General features: G+C 67.7%; 14 protein-coding genes and 5 pseudogenes. 12 read left to right on the top strand and 7 right to left on the bottom strand.

The genetic code is table 11. From position 1 onward, the window contains the following. Window positions 1–41: 41 nt before the first annotated feature. The 10 genes and pseudogenes from SH922_RS03350 to SH922_RS03305 all read left to right on the top strand — a co-directional run bounded on the left by SH922_RS03350 (window position 42) and on the right by SH922_RS03305 (window position 10,029). On the top strand, window positions 42–1,715 hold the full coding sequence (locus SH922_RS03350; RefSeq protein WP_393054485.1) for an FAD-binding dehydrogenase: 1,674 nt from the start codon (window positions 42–44) through the stop codon (window positions 1,713–1,715). Between the two features lie 213 nt (window positions 1,716–1,928). Next, complete coding sequence (locus SH922_RS03345; protein WP_393054483.1) at window positions 1,929–2,354, top strand: trypco2 family protein; 426 nt, start codon at window positions 1,929–1,931, stop codon at window positions 2,352–2,354. A 7-nt stretch (window positions 2,355–2,361) separates the two neighbouring features. Further along, window positions 2,362–2,937 (top strand): trypsin-like peptidase domain-containing protein, encoded by a 576-nt coding sequence (locus tag SH922_RS03340; RefSeq protein ID WP_393054481.1) that lies wholly within the window; start codon window positions 2,362–2,364, stop codon window positions 2,935–2,937. Between the two features lie 163 nt (window positions 2,938–3,100). Beyond that, window positions 3,101–3,627, top strand: a pseudogene (locus SH922_RS03335) (transposase family protein); the annotation flags it as partial. Between the two features lie 324 nt (window positions 3,628–3,951). After that, window positions 3,952–4,092: pseudogene (locus tag SH922_RS03330) on the top strand (IS5/IS1182 family transposase); the annotation flags it as partial. A gap of 696 nt (window positions 4,093–4,788) precedes the next feature. Continuing rightward, entirely contained in the window at window positions 4,789–6,042 is a 1,254-nt protein-coding gene (locus SH922_RS03325; RefSeq protein ID WP_393054479.1) for a glycosyltransferase family 4 protein, read from the top strand. Between the two features lie 20 nt (window positions 6,043–6,062). After that, window positions 6,063–6,902, top strand: coding sequence for a hypothetical protein (locus SH922_RS03320; RefSeq protein ID WP_393063453.1), 840 nt, complete (start codon window positions 6,063–6,065; stop codon window positions 6,900–6,902). 385 nt (window positions 6,903–7,287) lie between these two features. Then, window positions 7,288–7,497, top strand: coding sequence for a hypothetical protein (locus SH922_RS03315; RefSeq protein ID WP_393054477.1), 210 nt, complete (start codon window positions 7,288–7,290; stop codon window positions 7,495–7,497). A gap of 566 nt (window positions 7,498–8,063) precedes the next feature. Further along, on the top strand, window positions 8,064–8,735 hold the full coding sequence (locus tag SH922_RS03310) for a glycoside hydrolase family 20 zincin-like fold domain-containing protein (RefSeq protein WP_393054475.1): 672 nt from the start codon (window positions 8,064–8,066) through the stop codon (window positions 8,733–8,735). Beyond that, a complete protein-coding gene (locus SH922_RS03305) occupies window positions 8,716–10,029 on the top strand; it encodes a discoidin domain-containing protein (RefSeq protein ID WP_393063452.1) in 1,314 nt (437 codons plus the stop codon). Before SH922_RS03310 ends, SH922_RS03305 begins: the two co-directional genes overlap by 20 nt. Window positions 10,030–10,304: 275 nt before the next feature. Here the strand turns inward: SH922_RS03305 and SH922_RS03300 are convergent, their stop codons facing one another. After that, window positions 10,305–10,820 (bottom strand): hypothetical protein, encoded by a 516-nt coding sequence (locus SH922_RS03300; protein WP_393054473.1) that lies wholly within the window; start codon window positions 10,818–10,820, stop codon window positions 10,305–10,307. Between the two features lie 609 nt (window positions 10,821–11,429). Between SH922_RS03300 and SH922_RS03295 the strand changes: the two are divergent. After that, window positions 11,430–12,328, top strand: a pseudogene (locus SH922_RS03295) (transposase); the annotation flags it as partial. A 50-nt stretch (window positions 12,329–12,378) separates the two neighbouring features. On the opposite strand, the gene SH922_RS03290 reads toward SH922_RS03295, so the two are convergent. The 3 genes from SH922_RS03290 to SH922_RS03280 all read right to left on the bottom strand — a co-directional run bounded on the left by SH922_RS03290 (window position 12,379) and on the right by SH922_RS03280 (window position 14,642). Then, window positions 12,379–12,882, bottom strand: a complete 504-nt coding sequence (locus tag SH922_RS03290) for an SRPBCC domain-containing protein (RefSeq protein WP_393054471.1) — start codon at window positions 12,880–12,882, stop codon at window positions 12,379–12,381. A gap of 281 nt (window positions 12,883–13,163) precedes the next feature. Continuing rightward, a complete protein-coding gene (locus SH922_RS03285) occupies window positions 13,164–13,658 on the bottom strand; it encodes an SRPBCC domain-containing protein (protein WP_393054469.1) in 495 nt (164 codons plus the stop codon). A gap of 51 nt (window positions 13,659–13,709) precedes the next feature. After that, entirely contained in the window at window positions 13,710–14,642 is a 933-nt protein-coding gene (locus SH922_RS03280; protein WP_393063451.1) for an NAD-dependent epimerase/dehydratase family protein, read from the bottom strand. A gap of 134 nt (window positions 14,643–14,776) precedes the next feature. On the opposite strand from SH922_RS03280, the gene SH922_RS03275 reads away from it, so the two are divergent. Continuing rightward, window positions 14,777–15,703 carry a LysR family transcriptional regulator gene (locus SH922_RS03275; RefSeq protein ID WP_393054467.1) on the top strand — a complete coding sequence of 309 codons (927 nt, stop codon included), beginning with the start codon at window positions 14,777–14,779 and terminating at the stop codon, window positions 15,701–15,703. A 99-nt stretch (window positions 15,704–15,802) separates the two neighbouring features. Here SH922_RS03275 and SH922_RS03270 read toward each other — a convergent pair. The 3 genes and pseudogenes from SH922_RS03270 to SH922_RS03260 all read right to left on the bottom strand — a co-directional run bounded on the left by SH922_RS03270 (window position 15,803) and on the right by SH922_RS03260 (window position 18,182). Further along, window positions 15,803–17,006 (bottom strand): annotated as a pseudogene (locus SH922_RS03270) (IS3 family transposase). Window positions 17,007–17,077: 71 nt separating this feature from the next. Next, window positions 17,078–17,323: pseudogene (locus tag SH922_RS03265) on the bottom strand (two-component sensor histidine kinase); the annotation flags it as partial. A gap of 22 nt (window positions 17,324–17,345) precedes the next feature. Beyond that, window positions 17,346–18,182, bottom strand: coding sequence for a CPBP family intramembrane glutamic endopeptidase (locus SH922_RS03260; RefSeq protein WP_393054465.1), 837 nt, complete (start codon window positions 18,180–18,182; stop codon window positions 17,346–17,348). Window positions 18,183–18,507: the final 325 nt, after the last annotated feature.

The raw sequence follows: 18,507 nt of genomic DNA, 5'->3' as shown, positions 1-18,507 counted from the left end.
GGGCTCAAGCTCCCCCACTCACGCGGAAGGAACCACGCACCGTGCAAGCCGATGTCATCGTCGTCGGAGCCGGGCTCGCCGGACTGGTGGCAGCCCATGAACTCACCAGCCGCAACCTGAGGGTCGCCCTCGTCGACCAGGAGGGACCCGCGAACCTCGGCGGGCAGGCGTTCTGGTCCTTCGGCGGCCTGTTCCTCGTCGACTCTCCCCAGCAGCGACGCCTGCGCGTCAAAGACTCCTTCGAACTGGCGTGGAGCGACTGGCAGAGCAGCGCCGGCTTCGACCGCCTCGACGACGAGGACAGCTGGGCGGTCCGCTGGGCCCGCTCCTACGTCGAGTTCGCCACAGACGAGAAGCAGTCCTGGCTCGCGGGCCACGGCATCCGTCTCCTGCCCACCGTCGGCTGGGCCGAGCGCGGCGCCCTCAGAGCCGGCGGCCACGGCAACTCCGTCCCCCGGTTCCACGTCACCTGGGGCACCGGGCCCGGCGTCGTCGAGCCCTTCGCCCGCTACGCCCATGAGGCCGCCGCCGCCGGGCTCCTCACCTTCCACCACCGTCACCGCGTCGACGAGCTGATCGTAGAAAACGGCGCGGTGTGCGGCGTGCAGGGGCAGCTCCTGGCCCACGACCACGCACCACGCGGAGTCGCCACCAGCCGGGAGGAGACGGGGTCCTTCGAGCTCACCGCCCAGGCCGTCATCCTCACCACCGGCGGAATCGGAGCCGACCACGACCTCGTACGACGCCACTGGCCCAAGCGCCTCGGTACCCCGCCCACCCTCATGGTCACCGGGGTACCCGCCCACGTGGACGGACGGATGCTCGACATCAGCGCCCGCGCAGGCGCCCGGCTGGTCAACCAGGACCGGATGTGGCACTACACCGAGGGCCTGGAAAACTGGGATCCGATCTGGCCCGGACACGGCATCCGCGTTCTCCCCGGCCCGTCCCCGATGTGGTTCGACGCCCTCGGCCGACGCTTGCCCGCCCCCTGCCTCCCCGGATACGACACCCTCGGAACCCTGCGCCATCTGCGCACGACCCCGGACATCGCCGGATACGACCACTCCTGGTTCATCCTCACCCAGAAGATCATCGAGAAGGAGTTCGCCCTCTCCGGCTCGGAGCAGAACCCTGACATCACACGCAAGGACCGTGCTGCCTTCGTCCGCACGCGCCTTCTGGGCAAAGGAGCCCCGGGCCCCGTCGAGGCGTTCAAGCGGCACGGACCCGACTTCGTCGTGGCGAACAACCTCGCCGAACTCGTCGACGGCATGAACAAGCTCACTGACCAGCCCCTGCTCGACGCCCACCGCATCCGCGAACAGATCGAAGCTCGCGACCTCCAGATCGCCAACCCCTACAGCAAGGACGCCCAAGTCCAGGGCATTCACAACGCCCGCCGCTACCTCGGCGACCGCCTCGGCCGCGCGGCCGCGCCTCACCGAATCCTCGACCCCGCCGCCGGACCCCTGATAGGCGTCAAACTGCACATCCTCACGCGCAAGACGCTCGGCGGCATCCAGACCGACCTCCACTCACGCGCCCTCGCCGCGAACGGCCAGCCCATCGCCGGCCTCTACGCCGCGGGCGAGGTCGCGGGATTCGGTGGCGGCGGTGTCCACGGCTACAACGCCCTCGAAGGAACCTTCCTCGGCGGCTGCCTCCTCAGCGGCCGAGAGGCCGGCCGAGCCGCCGCCGAAGCCGTCATCTGACGCACCGCCCGACGCACCCGCCATAACCCGAACGAAGGGGCCGACCGCGTCGCGACGCCCCTGCGACCGACCCAGAAGGCAGGCCAGCCCGGCCAACCTGACTGCGGCCCGCGCGCACGGCATCGTCCAGGCCAGGGGGGGCTTGGGGACGGGCCGCATGGGCGCAGCAGGACGCGCGCACTCCAGTTGGGGCGCGGGCGCGTCAGTTGAAGGATGTCTTCTCGGGGCACCATTCGGCTGGCCGTCTACTTCCGCAGCACGGTGAACGCGGCCGCACTGGGGCAACGCGGGAACGATCAAGGGGGATATATGGAGTTGGAGCCAACGGAACTGTCCGACGCGATTAAGGCAGTGCGTAACGGTCTGGCCGTAGCCCAGCGGGACGGCGCCGGTTCGCCGATCCGGTTCACGGTCAAGGACGTCGTACTCGACCTGGGGATCGAGCTTCGTCACACGGCGTCGGCGGGCGGAGGGGTGAGGGCTTTCGTTGTCTCTGCGGACGCAAAGGGGGAACGGTCCAGGGCTGCTACGCATCGCATGACGGTTACGCTCTCCGTCGCACCGGACGCGGAGGGAACGGATCTGCTGATCGGGGATGGGGCAGGCGGCCGCGGAGGGTCTTTGGCCGGATTGGGCTAGGCGCGCCATGCCGGTGATCGGAGGATCGGAACGGCGCACGGTCGAAGTGCTGAGCACGGAGGACGGCGAGGAGTCGTACGGCACCGGCTACATCATTGCTCCCGGCCTGGTTCTGACCGCTCAGCACGTTGCCCAGCCCACTCCACGCCATGTCCGGGTCCGAGACCTGCTGCCTGCCGAGTTCGTCCCCGCCCGCGTGGTGTGGTGTGACCCTCGCCTTGATGCGGCGCTGTTGGAAGCGGACAGCGACATGGTCGGGGCGGGGATGGCCACGGTGCGGTTCGGTGAACTGGTGTGCAGCGATGCGGCACATCGCCCGCGATGTACGTTGTCGGGCTTTCCCAAGGCCATGCGCCGCAAGGCTGGTTCGGATCCGGATCGCTTCATCGACGATCTGAAGACGGTGGACGGAACGATCGCGCCGCACACCGGATCGCGCTCGAAGCTGTACGGCTTCGAAGTGTCTGGGGCGCTGCCCCGGTTCTATGAGAACTGGAAGGGGCTGTCCGGGGCCGGCGTCTTCTGCCACGGCTGCTTGTCGCCCTGGTGCGCACGGTCGACAAGCAGTGGGATCGCAGCCTGATGACGCTGCCGGTCTCCCAGTTGCTGGCCGCGGACGGGTTCTCACAGACCGTGGCCGAACGCTTGTCGGCGGTGTCCGTCAGTTGGCCGGCTCTGCAACGCGGTGAAGCTGCTGGTAGGAGGTGTCACGACCAAGATCCACCATGCCCCACCAGGAGCTTCGCGTGCTTGTCTACCCCTCGTCGATTGATCTGTCCAGCCGTACCTTGCGGTACCTGAGTGCTCGGCTGCATGCCCGGCGGCGGGAGATCGGGACGCGCTGGCGGCGTCTGCCCGCAGGCCGGCAGGCCCTCCTCGCCTTGGCTCACCGGCGGTGCGGCGACACCTACGCCCAGCTCGCCGCCGGGTTCCGCATCGGCGTCGCGACGGTCTACCGCTACATACGCGAGGCGATCGACGTCCTGGCCGCCCTCGCCCCGACCCTGGCCGAGGCGATGAAGACCACCGCACCAAGGCGTTCGTGATCCTGGACGGCACCCTCCTGCCGATCGACCGGATCGCCGCCGACACCCCGTACTACTCCGGGAAACACAAGCGTCACGGCATGAACGTCCAGGTCCTCACCGATCTGTTCGGCCGGCTGTTGTGGGCGTCCCCCGCCCTGCCCGGGTCCGTCCACGACCTGACCGCCGCACGGACCCACGGGATCATCGAAGCGCTGACCGAAGCCGAGCTGAAATGCTGGGCGGACAGTGATGATGGGTGATGGCGTCGCCGACAGGTCTGTCCCTTGGGCTGACTGACCGGAATTCCGTGTCCTTGCCTTGATCCGTCGATCTGCCGGCGACGCCATCGCACGTGGCCGGCCAGGGGCATCGTGACTTCATAGGAGCTTGTGCGAGAAGGCCCGTCACTGTCGTGTCCGCTTGTCTCGACCGGCATGCGTGTTGCCCTGTCAGCACGACGAGGAGGCAGCGCTCCAACATGATCAAGGCGTACCAGGGAGCCGGCCACCCTACGCGTCCCGTTCCGAGGCCGTCGCCTCAAGCGGTGGCAGCGTCGGCACAACAACACGCACGCCAAGATCCGCTGCCTCGGCGAGCAGGCCATGGCCGCTCTCAAGGGCTGGCGCCTCCTGCGGAAGCTCCGCTGCAGCACCAACAGGATCACCGACATCGTGAAAGCCGTCCTCGTCCTTCATCACGCATCAACGTGAGGTTGGAAAAGGCTCATTGAAACGAGCGGCTTAGGGTGAGCCCACGCGTGTCGAACCGGGCGATGCGGGAAGGCCCTGTTGTCGTTGCATTACGCGTCCGCGCTCGTTGACTTGCGCGTACAGCCGGAAGATCACCCGACCGGGAACCCTGTTCGACCCACACGTTCCATGATCGGTGCGACAATGGCTTCTCAGCGATATACCGCCATTCGAGTGGCGGTGAACAGAGCCCCAGGCGCCGGAGCGTCCTGATAGCGTCGATACCCCGCCGGATCCAGGCGGCCCGGTTACTGGACACCACCACCAGCGGCGGCTGCGATGTGCGGGCCCGGTGTCAGCGGGGACGCGTCAGTGACGACCCGTCAGGTGTGTTGGTTGTCGTTGGCGGTGGGTGCGCGTGTCCGCTCTGCTGCCTCGGGAAGGGTGCCTCTGCTCGTCGCGCTGTCCGTGCCCATACGGAGCGGTCGAGGCACCGCCAACTTCGCCAGCCCGCCGTGTCCCCCGCCCGGCGCCCTCCTCGCAACCACGCGAGCCACCCGACGCCACCACCGTCCCGGGCCCCGCACGCGGCCGCCGCCCTGTTCGGGTCCAGGCCGTCCGGTGACGGGTCGGCCGGTGGGTCACGGCAAGGGATCTCTTTCCTTGCCGTGACGTTACGCAGGCAACCTTCCGTAAGTACCAGCCGTCATGTACGGCATGAAAATCTCGTTTCTCTTACACAACGCATATGGGATTGGAGGGACGATCACCACTACGTTCAACTTGGCCCGGGCGCTGGCCGATCGGCACGATGTGGAGATCATCTCAGTGCTCCGGAGCCGGGAACGGCCGAACCTCACACTCGACCCGCGCGTGCGGCTGCGCCCCCTGGTGGATCTGCGGCACGAGAAGAACGATCCGCGGCATCTGACACCGGCGAAGATCTTTCCCTCGTCCGAGTACCGCTACCGGGAGTACAGCGCGCTCACCGATGAGCGCATCAGCGAGGCGCTGGCGTCGCTCGACGCGGACGTCGTCGTGGGTACCCGCCCCGGCCTCAATGTCCACCTGGCCATCCATGCCCCCGCGCGGACGGTGCGGGTCGGACAGGAACACCTCACGCTCGACAATCACCCGCCGCGGCTGCGCAACGTGCTGCGCCGGGTCTATCCGCGCCTGGACGCGATCACCCCCGTCACGGAGGCCGACGCCGCCGCCTACCGACGCAAGATGCGACTGCCGGGCGTACGGGTGCAGGCGCTGCCCAACAGTGTCCCGACGCCCACCCTCCCGCCCGCGGACGGCCGCGAGCGCGTTGTGGTTGCCGCCGGCCGGCTGGTGCCGGTGAAACGGTTCGACCTGCTGATCGAGGCCTTCGCCGCGGTCGCCGCACAGTATCCCGCCTGGAAGTTGCGCATTTACGGCAGAGGCGAGGAGCAGGAGCGGCTGCGTGAACTCATCGACCGGCTCGGGCTGTACAACAACGTGTTCCTGATGGGAGCGGTGACCCCGATGGAGGCCGAGTGGGTCAAGGGCTCGATCGGGGCGGCGACTTCCGATTTCGAGCCCTTCGGTATGACCATCGTCGAGGCGATGCGCTGCGGGCTGCCTGTCGTGAGCACCGACTGTGCGTACGGCCCCGGCGAGATCATCGCCCCCGGTGAGGACGGCAGGCTGGTTCCCGTCGGAGACCGGGACGCACTGGCCGGAGCCCTGCTGGACCTCGTGGGCGACGACGAACTGCGCCGGCGCATGGGGCGCACCGCGTTGGAGAACTCCCGGCGTTACGCCCCTGCCCCCGTCGTGGCCCAGGCCGAGCAGCTCTTCGAGGAACTGCTGGCGGCCCGGAGCGAGGGCCGGCCGGCCCGCGGGACGGACCACGCCTTGGTGAGCAGCGGATACGCGACCAGGGACACCATGCTCGTCGCGGCCAGCAGTGTCGTGAGGGTCGTACGGAAGGCGCGGCGGTGAGTGGCAGTGACGACGAGGGCATGAACGGACCGGTGGAGAAGCCCCGCGGGGAGGTGACGGCGGAGGAGGAAGGGCGGTTGCTCGTACGCGTACGGTTGCCGCTGCCCGCCTCGGCGCGTCCCCGGCTGCTGCTTCAGCTGCGCCCGAAGAAGGGGAAGCCGGAGGAGACCGGCCGCTACGCCGAACTGGAGCCCGCGGGGCAGGGCCAGTGGCGGGCCGTGCTGGAGGCGGCCCCGGCTCTCGAGGAAGGCCGCTGGGATGCCTACGTCGTGGGCGCGCCGGGTGAGGAGCGCACACCGCTGCTGCCCGGCCTGCGTGATCTGCGCGCGCTGGTGTCCGGCGGGGGCGACGGCCGGGCCGCGCCGGTGGCGGTCCGAATCCCGTACGCCACCAAGGACGGCCGGCTCGCCGTACGGGCCTGGTGGCGGGCCATGCACGCGGAGGCCGGCCGGATCGTCCTCGCGGGTGACTCGATGACCGTGGCGGCGCGGCTGTTCGGGGCCCGGCTGGGTGAGGGCGCGGCGGTGTTGCTGAACCGACGGGGGCAGGAATCCGCCGTACGGCAGATCGCACTCCGGGCCGAGGGGGGCCAGGACTTCTCGTTCACCGTCGACTACGGGGACCTCGTGGCGGAAGCCGGAGGGCCGGGTGCCGGGGAGGCGCCGGTGTTCTGGGACGTGTACGTCCGCCCGGCCACCGGCGCGCCGCGGATCCGGGTGGCCCGGCTGCTGGACGACATCGCGGACCGCAAGGCAGTCTTCGTCTACCCGGCCGTCATGCTCGGCGGGGTATCGGCGCGTGCTTACTACACGGTCGACAACGACCTCTCTGTGGAGGTCGCACCGCGGCGTGGGCGGTGAACGTTTGGACGCGGCAAGGGGGTTTGAGTCGCCGACAGGCGGCTCCGGCCCGCTGCGCGCAGCGAGGGGCATCGGGGGCCATCGGGGGGTGACCGAAATCAGGCAGCCGTCCCACCCTCACGGTCTTCGTCGTGGTCACGTGTATTCCTTGGTCGGGGCACATGATCGGACGAAGACCGTTCCTGCGTCCGGTGAAGGTCGACCGTACGATCACGTTCGACGGATCGTTCGAGGCGCATGTGGAGGCCCGATGTCAGAGATCGCTCAGTGGCTCAAGGACTGGCATGCCGCGCACGAAGACGACCTTCGCTCTCGTGGAATCAGCTCTGCGGTGAGGCGCCCAGCCCCAGGAACCCCGTCCCGCGGGCGGCCGAAGGTCACGGCTGTGAGCCTCACGATGGAATCGGACGAGCGCACCGGGATGGTGCTCCTATGGGAATCGGGTGCCGCTTCACTGCTCTTCGTCGATTCCGCCACCGCGCACACATGGCAGGACGAACCCGCGCTCACGTCGGAGAACGACCTGTCACGGATCCTGGCTCCCCTCGTGAAGCTGGTCGAGGCAGCTGCCGACGGAGGTGGGAGAACAAGCTGAGAACGACGCGGTGCCGTTTCGTGAAACACATCGAAGCCGCTTCGAAGCCGGCCGCCCGTCAATGGCCGGGCAGCGAAGCGGAATTGTCTGCCAGTGGGGCGCGTGAGGGAAGTCCCGATCATTCGCTGTGAAGCGGGACGAGCAACCGCTGGAAGGTGTGGAAGATGGTGACGACAACCCGCCTTCCAGCTCGGTACCGGCGATGTCGCGTCGGCCCGTGTCCTTCGAACGCTGCGCTCGCCACTCCCTGGGAGAAGCCGGTGAGTGCCGGACATCCGCGCCGGATCTTCCGGGAAGCCGCCCATCGCGTGGGCATGGACTCGCGGGTCGCAGTGCTTGGACTTTTCGATGCGGGCACCTCGGCGCCCGAAGTCCCCACCTGCATCTTCTGCCGTTCATCCCGTAACGGGCGGCAGCAGCCTTGATTTAGAGGTCTACACCTCTTGACGGTGCGATGGTGCGCCGCAACCCTGTGGGCACCGCTCTTGGAACGTTCTGAGGAGCTGCCTCCACCGATCGGCGAAGGCAGCTCCTGTCCCTTTCACGCCCATCCCCCGGAGAGATCTGTGAATCAGCGGAAACCGGCGCGTAGAGCAGTTCTGGGCAGCTTCCTGCTCGCCCCTCTTCTGTCCATCACTGGCACCTCCCCCGCCGCTGCGGAGGTCAACACAGCGCCTCCCGGCGTGGTGCCCGCTCTGCAGCAGTGGACCGGCGGCACAGGCAGTCTCACCCTCACCTCGTCGAGCCGCATCGTCGTCCCCCCTGGTGCGCCGGCCGCTCTGCGGGCGCTGGCGACCCAGGTCGCCGCCGAGGCCGCCGAACTGACCTCATTGCGGCTCACCGCTGCCACGGGAACCCCTCGCGCGGGCGACATCTCCCTGCGTATCGACGCCTCCGCCGACTTCGGCTCCGCGAAGACTGAACTGCGCCCCGAGGCGTACCGGCTCACCGTGACAAGGGGCTCCGTCGAGATCGTCGGAGGGGGCCGGAAGGGCGCCTACTACGGCACCCGCACTCTCCTGCAGTCGCTCCTCGGGTCCGCCAACCGCGACAGCATCCCGGTCGGCACCGCCGTGGACTATCCCAACTACGCCGTCCGCGGCTTCATGCTCGATGTCGGGCGACGATACTTCACGCCCGAGTTCATCAAGTCCTACCTGCACTGGATGGGCTGGCTGAAGCTCAACACCTTCCAGCTGCACCTCCAACGACAACGAGATCCAAGCTCCGGGCGGTGACTGGTCGCAGGCCGTCTCCGCGTTCCGTCTCAAGAGCAGCAACCCCGCGTTCGCCGGACTTGGTGCTGACCAGGGGTACACCCGCCAGGACTGGAACTCCTTCGAGGACACCGCCGCCGCCCATGGCGTCACGATCATCCCCGAGATCGATGCCCCTGCCCATGCGCGCGCCTTCGTCGAGTTCAAGCCCGAGATCGGACTCGACAGTGGCAATTCCGACCACCTGGACCTGAGCAATCCGGCCGCCACCGAGTTCATGAAAAGCGTCTATGCCGAGTTCACGCCGTGGTTTCGCGGCCCGACGGTGCATATCGGCATCGACGAGTACCCGACGTCGCTGGTCTCGCAGTACAAGAAATACGTCAACGCCATCGCCCCCTACGTGCGGTCGCTGGGCAAGAAGGTCAATGCCTGGGGAAGCTTCGGCGCGATGTCGGGCAGCGGCGCGGGCTACGACAAGAACATTGTGATCAACAGCTGGAACAACGGCTGGTACTCGCCCAAGGCGGCTGTTGCGGACGGCTACAAGGTCATCAACTCCAACGACGGCCTGCTCTACGTGGTCCCGTTCGCGAACTACTACCACGGCCAGGGACTGGACGGGCAGTACATCTTCAACAGCTGGGAACCACACGTCTTCGGCGGAACCAGTGATCTCACCTCCCAGGATCCGATGCTCCTCGGCGCCATGCCGGCCGTGTGGAACGACCTTGTCCGCTCCACCTACACCGAACTCCAGGTCCACGGCCTGGTCGAGAAGAGCTTTGCCGCACTTGCCCAGAAGATGTGGTCCGGCACTCGCGCAGGCACCAACTACTCGGCGTTCCTGAACCGGGTGGGCACCGTCGGCCAGGGCCCGGGAACTGCGTACCTTCCCGACACGGTCGCCAAGCCCGAGCCGACACCCGGAGACCTTGCCTTCAACCGGGCGGCTACGGCCTCCTCGTCGGAGACGGCGAGCCTGGTGCCGTCGAACGCGGTGGATGGCACCCCCAGCACTCGCTGGGCGAGCCAGTACACCGACAGTCAGTGGCTGAGCGTCGACCTCGGCAGCCGTCAGCCCTTCTCGAAGGTCAACCTCGACTGGGAGCCGGCCTACGGCAAGGACTACGACATCCAGGTCTCCGACGACGGTACGACGTGGCGGACCGTGGCTGAGCGCCGCGGCCTGGCCAAGGCCGGCGTCGACACGCTCACGTTCCCTGCCACCACGGCTCGCCATGTCCGCATGCAGGGCATCACCCGCGCCACCGGCTACGGCTACTCCCTCTACTCCTTCGAGGTCCTGGCCTGAGCACGCAGCTCAACGGAGAACAGGGGTCGCCGCCGTTCGCGGTGGCCCCTGTTCTCTCAGGGCGCTCGGTCATCCCCGGCGGCTGGTCGCGCCGGCACCGCCCGGACCACCCCGGTTGCCGACGCCCGGTCCACCTCCTCCGTGACCCGGGGGCCTCGAGCGGGGCCGGAACAGAGCAGACCCGGTGGTGATCGACTGCGGGTGCCGGTAGCCGAGCTGCCGATGTGGCGATGACTCTGGTGACCAACGGCAGCGCAGATGTCCCGGAACTCGCCTCACGCATGGTGCGGGGCCGGTTGCTGCGCCGCATGCGCAGCAACCGGCGGACCGAAAGCCTCAGCCGTGTGCCCAGAGATGCCGTTTGCCTCCTCCTCGCCGATCGTGACCTGCAACCCCTCGCCCGGGAAGGGCCTGACGCGACGTCGTCCGGCCGTTCGCTCTCCCAGCTGCATCCAGCCAGAGTTCGCCTTCGCGTCCGGCACGTTCCCACCTGCTCGCAGACCAGTGAGCCGAACCAGGCAGAGCAGCTTCTCCTCGGTGCGCAGCGAGGCGATCGCGCTTCCTGCGCCAGCTGGATTGCACAATGGGCCCGTCGTCTTGCGCAGCGCGGCGGCCACCGGCTCGTGCGCGAACGGCGAAGCCCATCCCATCGCCGCGAAGCCGTTGACCCTGGAGACCGATCGCTCGGCCACCGGATTGGCCGACGAAGGTTGGCCACCCAGGTCATGGATTTGCGCTGGAGCTGAGTGACCGTCCGCATCCTCATGTGGTGAGGCTTGCTCAGCCGTCACAACCCTGCCGCCGACGCCTTCCAGTTGCCCCGGTGGTTCGGGCAATGAACGCTGCCCTGCCCTCTTCTCCTTGCCCGTGGGCCGAGCCTTCCGATGTGCGACGAGCAGCGGCGATGAAGCAGCGCAGGCTCAGGTCGGCGAGACTTGTTGCGGATTGGTGTCGCGGCAGGCCGGGTGGGCCTGGTCAACGCCGAGCATGTCGTCCTGGGCGTGGCCGGTGCGATTAGGGTCGCCGAGGACTCCGCGCTGAGAGGCCCATAGAGCCGGCACGAAGAGTGATCACGGCGCGCCGTGCCGGAACCCGCCAGCCGCTGACGGAGTTGAGTTCGCGAGGCAGACGCTGGCGGTTTCCTGTCCCACATGGCACAGGTAGGCAGTACCGTCTTTTGGCGTCCACGTGGTCCAGTTCGATGCTGTGCGCACGGGTTTGGTCTCGGTGGTCCAGGGGCGTGGACGTTGTTGGTGACAGGCGCGTGACAGGACGTGTGTGACGGCATCGGTGATAGGGCGAGGGACTTGCCTATGGGCCAGGCGGGGCCTCTTCTGAAGCCATGAGGCGAGGCCCCACTGGAGCGCTCTGGTTGGGCTTCGCCGTGAGTTCGACTGTGCAAGGTCCTGCTGGATGTGGCTCTCGCGGTTGCGCTGGGCGGGGACTGCCTCGCGGATGTCGCCATGCTGCTGGCCGGGCCGACCGTGTTCGGTCCGGTAGCCTCCGACCCGACGGTCTCCCGCCATATTGACACCGTCGCCGCGGCCGGGCCGAAGGCCTTGCACGCGATCCGGGCCGCGCGGGCCGAAGCGCGCGAGCACGTCTGGGATCTGTCAGGCGACCGTGGACCTGGACGGGGTGCTGGGGCTGGCCCATTCCGAGCAGCAGGACGCCACCGCGACCTGGAAGAAGACCTTCGGACACCATCCGCTGATGGCCTTCGTCGATCACGGAAGCGGTGGCAGCGGGGAGCCGGTGGTCGGCCTGCTCAGGCCGGGCAACGCAGGCAGCAACAGCGCCGCCGATCACATCATCACCGCCCGACTCGCCCTGGCCCAGCTGCCGAAGAGCTACCGCGGACGCCGGACACTGATCCGTACCGACTCCGGCGGCGGCACCCATGCGTTCGTCGCCAGGCTCGCCCAACGATGCAGGTGGCTGTCGTGCTCGGTCGGCATGACGGTCACCGAGCAGATCCGCCGGGCCGTCCTCACAGTGCCTTCCGCCGCCTGGACAGCGGCCGTCGAACCGGAAGGTGAGATCCGCGACGGCGCCTGGGTCGCCGAACTCGACGGCGATGTCCTCAAAGGCCGGCCGAAGGGCATGCGGCTGATCGTCCGCAAAGAACGCCCTCATCCCGGAGCACAGTTGCGGTTCACTGATGCTGACGGGGTGCGGCTCACCGCGTTCGCCACCAACGTTCCGATCGCCGCTCGAACTGCGACACCGCCAACGCGCACGGGCCGAGGACCGCATCCGAAACGCCCGCGCCACCGGTCTGCCCAACTTGCCTCTGCACAAACGGCAGCCGAGGTCAGGGCCTCGCCCACGCGCGTGCATGTATGCGGGTCAGGCCGCGGGTTTCGCCACCTCCGCTTCTGCGGCACGGGCGAGACGTTCGACCCAGTCCTGGTGATAGCGGTAGAGCGCACCGGGATGCTTGTGGCCGAGTTCCTCGAGGAAGAAGGGGCCCTGTTGCGTTTCCTCGGTCAGCACGTGACAACCATTTTTCGTGGGCGTGATTACCCAGCCGTGGTACGCGCTCGAACCGGATTCGTCGCCGTCGACCGTCGTCTCCCACGAGAGCCTGGTGAAGGGCTCATACTCCGTCACGTTGAGAGTCATGGGAAAGCCCACCGTCACCCGGCTGTACGTGGTTCCGAGCTCCAATACTGTCTCATGGCCCAGGATCTTGACCTGATCTTCGGGAGGAAAGTAGGTCGACCAGTTCTCGGCATCGACGAGAAGGTTCCATACCACTTCAGGCGGCGCCTTCACGTCGATGTCGTTGAGCGCGTAGAGAGCCGACGATTTCGGGTCATACGGTTGGGGCCAATTCACCTTGTCGTACATCCGCTGTTTTTCCTGTCCGAACGTGTTGGAGGGAACGCTTCAATGCGCCAACTGCTGGCTGAGGTGTTTGTATGGATAGTCCGTTCACCCAACAGAGCTCAAGTTGCGTCGAGAAGTTGGTCGCTGTGGTTCGACGTGAGGCTGTGGGCGGTCCGCGGCGGGGGCGCCCCCGGAGGTCGCGGAAAGACCGCGGCGGGGGCGCCCCTGGGGGTCGCGGGAGGACCGCATCCCGCTGTACTGCGCACTGACTGCCGCCTTCGGCAGTCCGCTGCACCCGCGAGTCAGCCGGTGCGATTGTTACGCTCGGCCGCTGCCTTGGCGAGCGCCGCGAGAAGGTTCTCGTGTGTGCGCCAGAAGACTTCAGGATCCTGCTTCGCCAATTCGATCCAGAGTGGGCCCTGCATCGTCTCCTCGGTCCAGAGGTGGCTCCCCCTCGGCGTGGGTGTGATGATCCAAGCGTGGTAGGCCTTGGATGCTTCCGACGCCTTGGGGTAACCACCCCAGGCGATACGCGTCACCGGTTGAAACTCCTGTACGGATGCGAAAACGTCCTGGCCGGCCAGGTTGGTTTCGAATCGAGTTCCGAGGTGCAGCGATTCATGTCCGTCAAGCAGTTGGACATGTTCGACGCCCGGGTAGAACGTGGGCCAGGTTCGGGGGTCCACAAGCAGGGACCAGATCGTTTCAGGGGAAGCTTCGACCTCGAGCTCGTTGGTGAAGTGGATCGGGGAGCGACTGGGGGCCAGGGCTTCCGGCCAATTTATCGCTTCAAACACAGAAATCTCCAGATGGCTCTTGACGTATGCCGGTTGAACGTGGAGGGCGCTTCACGCGCGGTCGACGGCCACCGAGTTCCTGACGGCCTCCAGAGCGGCGGCGTGCGAGACGATGGGCTTGTACCCGAGTTCGGCTACCGCCTTGTCGGTCCGCAGGGTGCACGTCTGCCCGAGGAACCATCGAACGGGCACGGGGATCGCACGGGCGGCAGTCACGGCGTCCAGTTCGGCGGTCGGCTTGTCGACGCCATGGATCTCGAACAGGGTCTCCCAGAAGTCGCGGAAGGTGACGCGGTGTTGGTCGGTGACGAAATATGCCTGGCCCGGCCGGCCGCGCTGCCATCCGAGCACGAGGCCCTCGACGCAATTGTCGACGAACGTGATCTCAGTCGTGTGGCGACCGCCCTCGATCCAGGCGAACTGCCCCGCCTTCACCAACTCGATCAGCATGTCGATGAGGATGCTGTCAGGACCCCATACCATCCTGGGCCGGATCGACACCGTGGCGAATCCCGGCGCGTTCGCGTCGAGCACGATCGCCTCGGCCTCAGCCTTCACCGCAGAGTAGACGGCTTCCGAGTCCGGCCGCAGCGGCGCGGTTTCGTCGACGTCCACGAGGGGATCGCCGGCAAGGAGCGCGGCTTCGGTTCCGCAGTGAACGAACCGGGGAACCTTGGCATAGCGGGCCGCGTCCACCGCTGCCTGAGTGCCGCCGACCGTCACCTCCTCCTGACGTGCACGGTCGCTGGAGATATCGGTCTCGGCAGCGAGGTGAAAGACCACTTCGCTGCCCTTCACCGCGTCCCGCCACGTGGCCGAGTCGGTCAGCTCGCCCCGCACGGGTTCCGCGCCCAGCGCTGCCACCTTGGCGGCCGACTCCTCGCTTCGGACCAGAGCTCGGACCGTATGCCCCTCACTGACAAGCCGACGGACCAGCACTTGGCCGATGAACCCCGAACCGCCCGTGACGAATGCTCGTGCCATGAAAATCTCCTTCATCGATGCCGGCCTCTCGCCTGCCTCGGGGCGAGAAGGTCTCACGGGGTGAAGCGGTCTCCGGTCACGAGCCATTCCCTCGAAAAGATTCATACTTCGGTGGGCTGCGATAAAATATCGACATGGCTTCTCTTCGGGCGCTGGAGTGCCTTGTCGCGGTCGCGGACTCCGGGTCGGTCACACAGGCTGCACGGCTGCTGCATTCGTCGCAGCCCGCTGTCTCTCACCAACTCGCCGCGCTGGAACGCGAGACAGGGACGATGCTGCTACGCCGCGAACCCAGGGGAGTCAAGCTCACTCCCGCTGGGCGCGCCGCCGTCGCGGATGCCAGAAGAGCGATCGAGGCAGCTGCCTCCGCCGTCCAGTCGGCCCGCGCGGTCGGCGAGGCGACCGGGGGATCGCTGCGGTTGGCCTGCGCGCAGAGCCTGATCTCCGTGCTCGCACCGGTCGTTCGCGAGTGGTACGACCGTCACCCCGCGGTGACGATCACATTGCGTGAATCCACGTCGGCAGAAGAGCTTCACGGCTTCATCGACGCCGACGAAGCGGACGTGGTGCTGATGCCCGCTCCGGTGCCCGACCGCTTCACGGCCACCGCGGTCGCCGACGAGGAAATTGTGCTGGCGGCACCAACGGACCACCCCATCGCCCGGCAGCCCGTCGTCCGCGTAAAGGATCTTGATGGAGTGCGCCTTGTCCACTTCGCTCCGGACAACGGCCTCAGCACGTGGCTTGACCGGTCCCTCACCAAGGCCGGAGTCCGCCCGGAGCCTGTGATGAGGACATCGGTGACTGTCGCAGCCCCGCAACTCGCGGCCGCCGGCCTAGGGGTCGCGGTATGCCCGGTGAGCGCGATCAGCGCCGGCTTCCCGGGCGCGGTCCGATCGTTCTCACCACACTGGGTCAGGCAACTGGTGGCGGTCACCCCTACCACACTCGACCCGCTCGCCGCGCGGTTCATCGCCAACATGCGCAGGCACGGCGTGCACGTGCCCCGCGACGTGCGAACTCAACTCGGAGGGGACAACTCGACTCCCACGAAGGCGTGACCGTTGACCGTCCTCCTGAGGATCGCCCCGCCGACGCGGTAGGCGACCAGGTCGTTCGCCGGCGACCAACGGGCGTTGACCCCGAATCCTGAACACGGGTTATGCGGCTGGTGCCAGCGTGGTTGGTGTGAGTTGAAGGGCGTTCTCGAAGGCGATCGGTGATCGTTGTCCGAGGTAGGAGTGTCGGCGTCGGGTGTTGTAGCGGTGGAGCCATCGGAAGGCGTCGAGTCGGGCGTCGCGCTCGGTTGGCCAGCTTTTTCGTCCTTGCAGGGTCTCGCGTTTGAAGGTCGCGTGGAAGGACTCGGCGAGTGCGTTGTCCGCGCTGGACCCGACCGCGCTCATGCTCTGCCGAACCCCTGCTGACCTGCAAGCTTGGACGAAGATTCTGCTCGTGTATTGAGCTCGGTGGTCGGTGTGCATGATCGATCCGGCGAGGCTGCCGCGGGTGCGGATCGCCGCGGCCAGGGCGTCGGTGACGAGGTCCGCGCGCATGTGGTCGGCGATCGCCCGGCCGGCCAGACGGCGTGAGGCGAGGTCGATGACGGTCGCCAGGTGGCAGAACTTCCCGCCGTCGGTGGGCAGGTAGGTGATGTCGCCGACGTACTTCGTGTTCGGGGCCGTGGCGGTGAAGTCGCGGCCGGTCAGGTCCGGGGCCTTGGCCGCGGCCGGGTCGGCGACGGTGGTGCGGTGCCGGCGGCGCAACCGGCCCCCTTCGATCCCGGACGCCCTCATGATCCGGGCGACGCGCTTGTGGTTGACCGCCTCGCCGCTCGTCTTCCGGAGTTCGGCGGTGATCCTGGGGCTCCGTAGGTGCCGTCCGATTCCTGGTGCACCGCCCGTATCCGGGCGGCCAGGCGGGCGTCAGCCGTCTGCCGGGCAGCCCGGTCCGCAGCTGTCCGGCGCCAGTATCAGAAGCTCGAGCGGGCGACGCCGAGGATGCTGCAGAGCCGCTTCACGCCGTAGCGGCGCTGGTGGTCGGCGACGCACTGGAAGCGGTTCACCAGCGCGTCTCCCCGGCGAAATACTTCGCCGCTCTGCGCAGGATCTCGCGTTCCTCCTCGAGCTCGCGGACCTTCTTCCGCAAGGCTGCGTTCTCCGCCTCCAGCGGGGCCGGCGGCTGGGCCGGTCCCTGCGTCCGGCGTCCCCGCGGACGACTTGCCCCGGCCGCCCGGACCCAGCTCCGCAGGGTCTCCGGATTGATCCCCAGATCAGCGGCGACCGACCTGATCGTCGCTTCAGGCCGCGACTCGTACAGCGCGACCGCGTCCGCCTTGAACTCCGGCGGGTAGTTCTTCATGACCACGAGATGTCCGTTCTCAGATCCGCAGGATCCAGTGTCTCCAACATCAGGGGTCAAGGCCCAGCAGGTGGTGCCCCCCGGAGTTGGTCGACTATGAAGCCGAGCGACACCAGGGCGAGACGGACAACCGGCCACCGCCTGCGCACGGCGAGCGGGAGGCATTCGAGGGCGAGCGCCACGGCGGCCAGGGCATCGAAGGAGTGGGTCGTCATACCCCCGAGCTGTTACCCGTGCCCGTCGAACCATGGCAGCAGCAACCCGCCGAGGAGAAGCAGCCCGAGCGGAAGATCGCGGACCGTGAGGTCGAGTCGGCCCCACAGCTCCCAGACTTTCGCAGATCGGTCACTGGGGGAGTGTAGCGGCGGCCTCGCCCCGGCCGACGCGCCGACGACGGGGCACCACATGTCCGCGCCGGTGGGCCAGCCACATGAACACGATCGTCAACAGCACGCCCCACACCACCGAGTACACGCTGCCCTCCGGGCCGAAGTCGCCCCCGGTGATCAGCTGCGGGCCGGAGATCTCAAAGTCCAGCAGCCCCTGCTGGGTGTCGGTACCCGAGATCCCGGCGCTGAAGATGCCGGACTCGGCGAAGTTCCAGCCGAAGTGCAGCCCGATCGGCAGCCACAGCTTGCGCGTTGCCACGTACGCGGCGGCGAGCATGCCTCCGGCCTCGATGGCGATGGCGATGGCACCCCACAGAGTGGCGTCCGGGTTGACCAGGTGCAACAGACCGAACAGCAGACCCGTCAGCGCCAGCGCGATCCAGCTGCCGGCGCGTTCTTCGATGATCCGGAACAGGATCCCACGGAACAACAGTTCCTCCGACACGGCGGCAGCGGTCATCACGCCGAACAGTGTTATCGCGCCCGTCACCGAACCCAGGCCGTCGAGCTTGTACTCCGCGGCGGAGGCCACGTTCACGATCACGACCCCGAACAACGCGAGGCCGATCAGCACCCCCCGCGCCCCTGCTCCCACGGCACCCTTCCGGGCCAACTCCGTGACCGGCCGCCGCTCGGTCCGCCCCACCACCCACCTGTAAACCAGCACGCCGAGCACGGCTGTCAGGGCGCCGAGGCCAAGGCTGAGCCACGGATTCCCCTGCGCCGCGGCAGCAGCCTGGTTGCCGATCAGGGCGATAGCCAAGACGGCCACAAGTTGCCAGACGATTCTCATGAGACTCCTTCACTGGATCCGCGCCAGGAGCGCCGCGGCTGTGCCCACGTTAGGGATCCAGCCGCACGTAATCGTCACCCCAGGGAGGACAGCTGCACGTAGCTCGCACGGGGGACACGGCCCTCTCAGGCCGGCCCTGGACGGCATGTCGGCAGTCGCCTGGCGGGTGGGGTGGTCGGCGATCCATACTGCTCGGCACCGTGCTCCCACCCGCCGGCCTGGCGCAACGGCTGCACCGGAGCTGGATCCGCTTCGCCGCCACCGGCGACCCCGGATGGCCAGCCCGTAAACCCGGTCACCTCCGCACCATGCACCTCGCAGACCT

Origin of the sequence: Streptomyces sp. LN549, from assembly GCF_043203805.1 — a bacterium.
Taxonomy (GTDB): Bacteria; Actinomycetota; Actinomycetes; order Streptomycetales; family Streptomycetaceae; genus Streptomyces.
The sequence above is the reverse complement of the archived record's forward strand: the minus strand, read 5'-3'. Positions and strand labels throughout refer to the sequence as shown.

Coding starts and splice junctions, on each gene's coding strand:
- SH922_RS03345 (WP_393054483.1), top strand. CDS start 1,929: ATGTCTTCTCGGGGCACCATTCGGCTGGCCGTCTACTTCCGCAGCACG.
- SH922_RS03340 (WP_393054481.1), top strand. CDS start 2,362: ATGCCGGTGATCGGAGGATCGGAACGGCGCACGGTCGAAGTGCTGAGC.
- SH922_RS03325 (WP_393054479.1), top strand. CDS start 4,789: ATGAAAATCTCGTTTCTCTTACACAACGCATATGGGATTGGAGGGACG.
- SH922_RS03320 (WP_393063453.1), top strand. CDS start 6,063: ATGAACGGACCGGTGGAGAAGCCCCGCGGGGAGGTGACGGCGGAGGAG.
- SH922_RS03290 (WP_393054471.1), bottom strand. CDS start 12,882: ATGTACGACAAGGTGAATTGGCCCCAACCGTATGACCCGAAATCGTCG.
- SH922_RS03280 (WP_393063451.1), bottom strand. CDS start 14,642: ATGGCACGAGCATTCGTCACGGGCGGTTCGGGGTTCATCGGCCAAGTG.
- SH922_RS03275 (WP_393054467.1), top strand. CDS start 14,777: ATGGCTTCTCTTCGGGCGCTGGAGTGCCTTGTCGCGGTCGCGGACTCC.
- SH922_RS03260 (WP_393054465.1), bottom strand. CDS start 18,182: ATGAGAATCGTCTGGCAACTTGTGGCCGTCTTGGCTATCGCCCTGATC.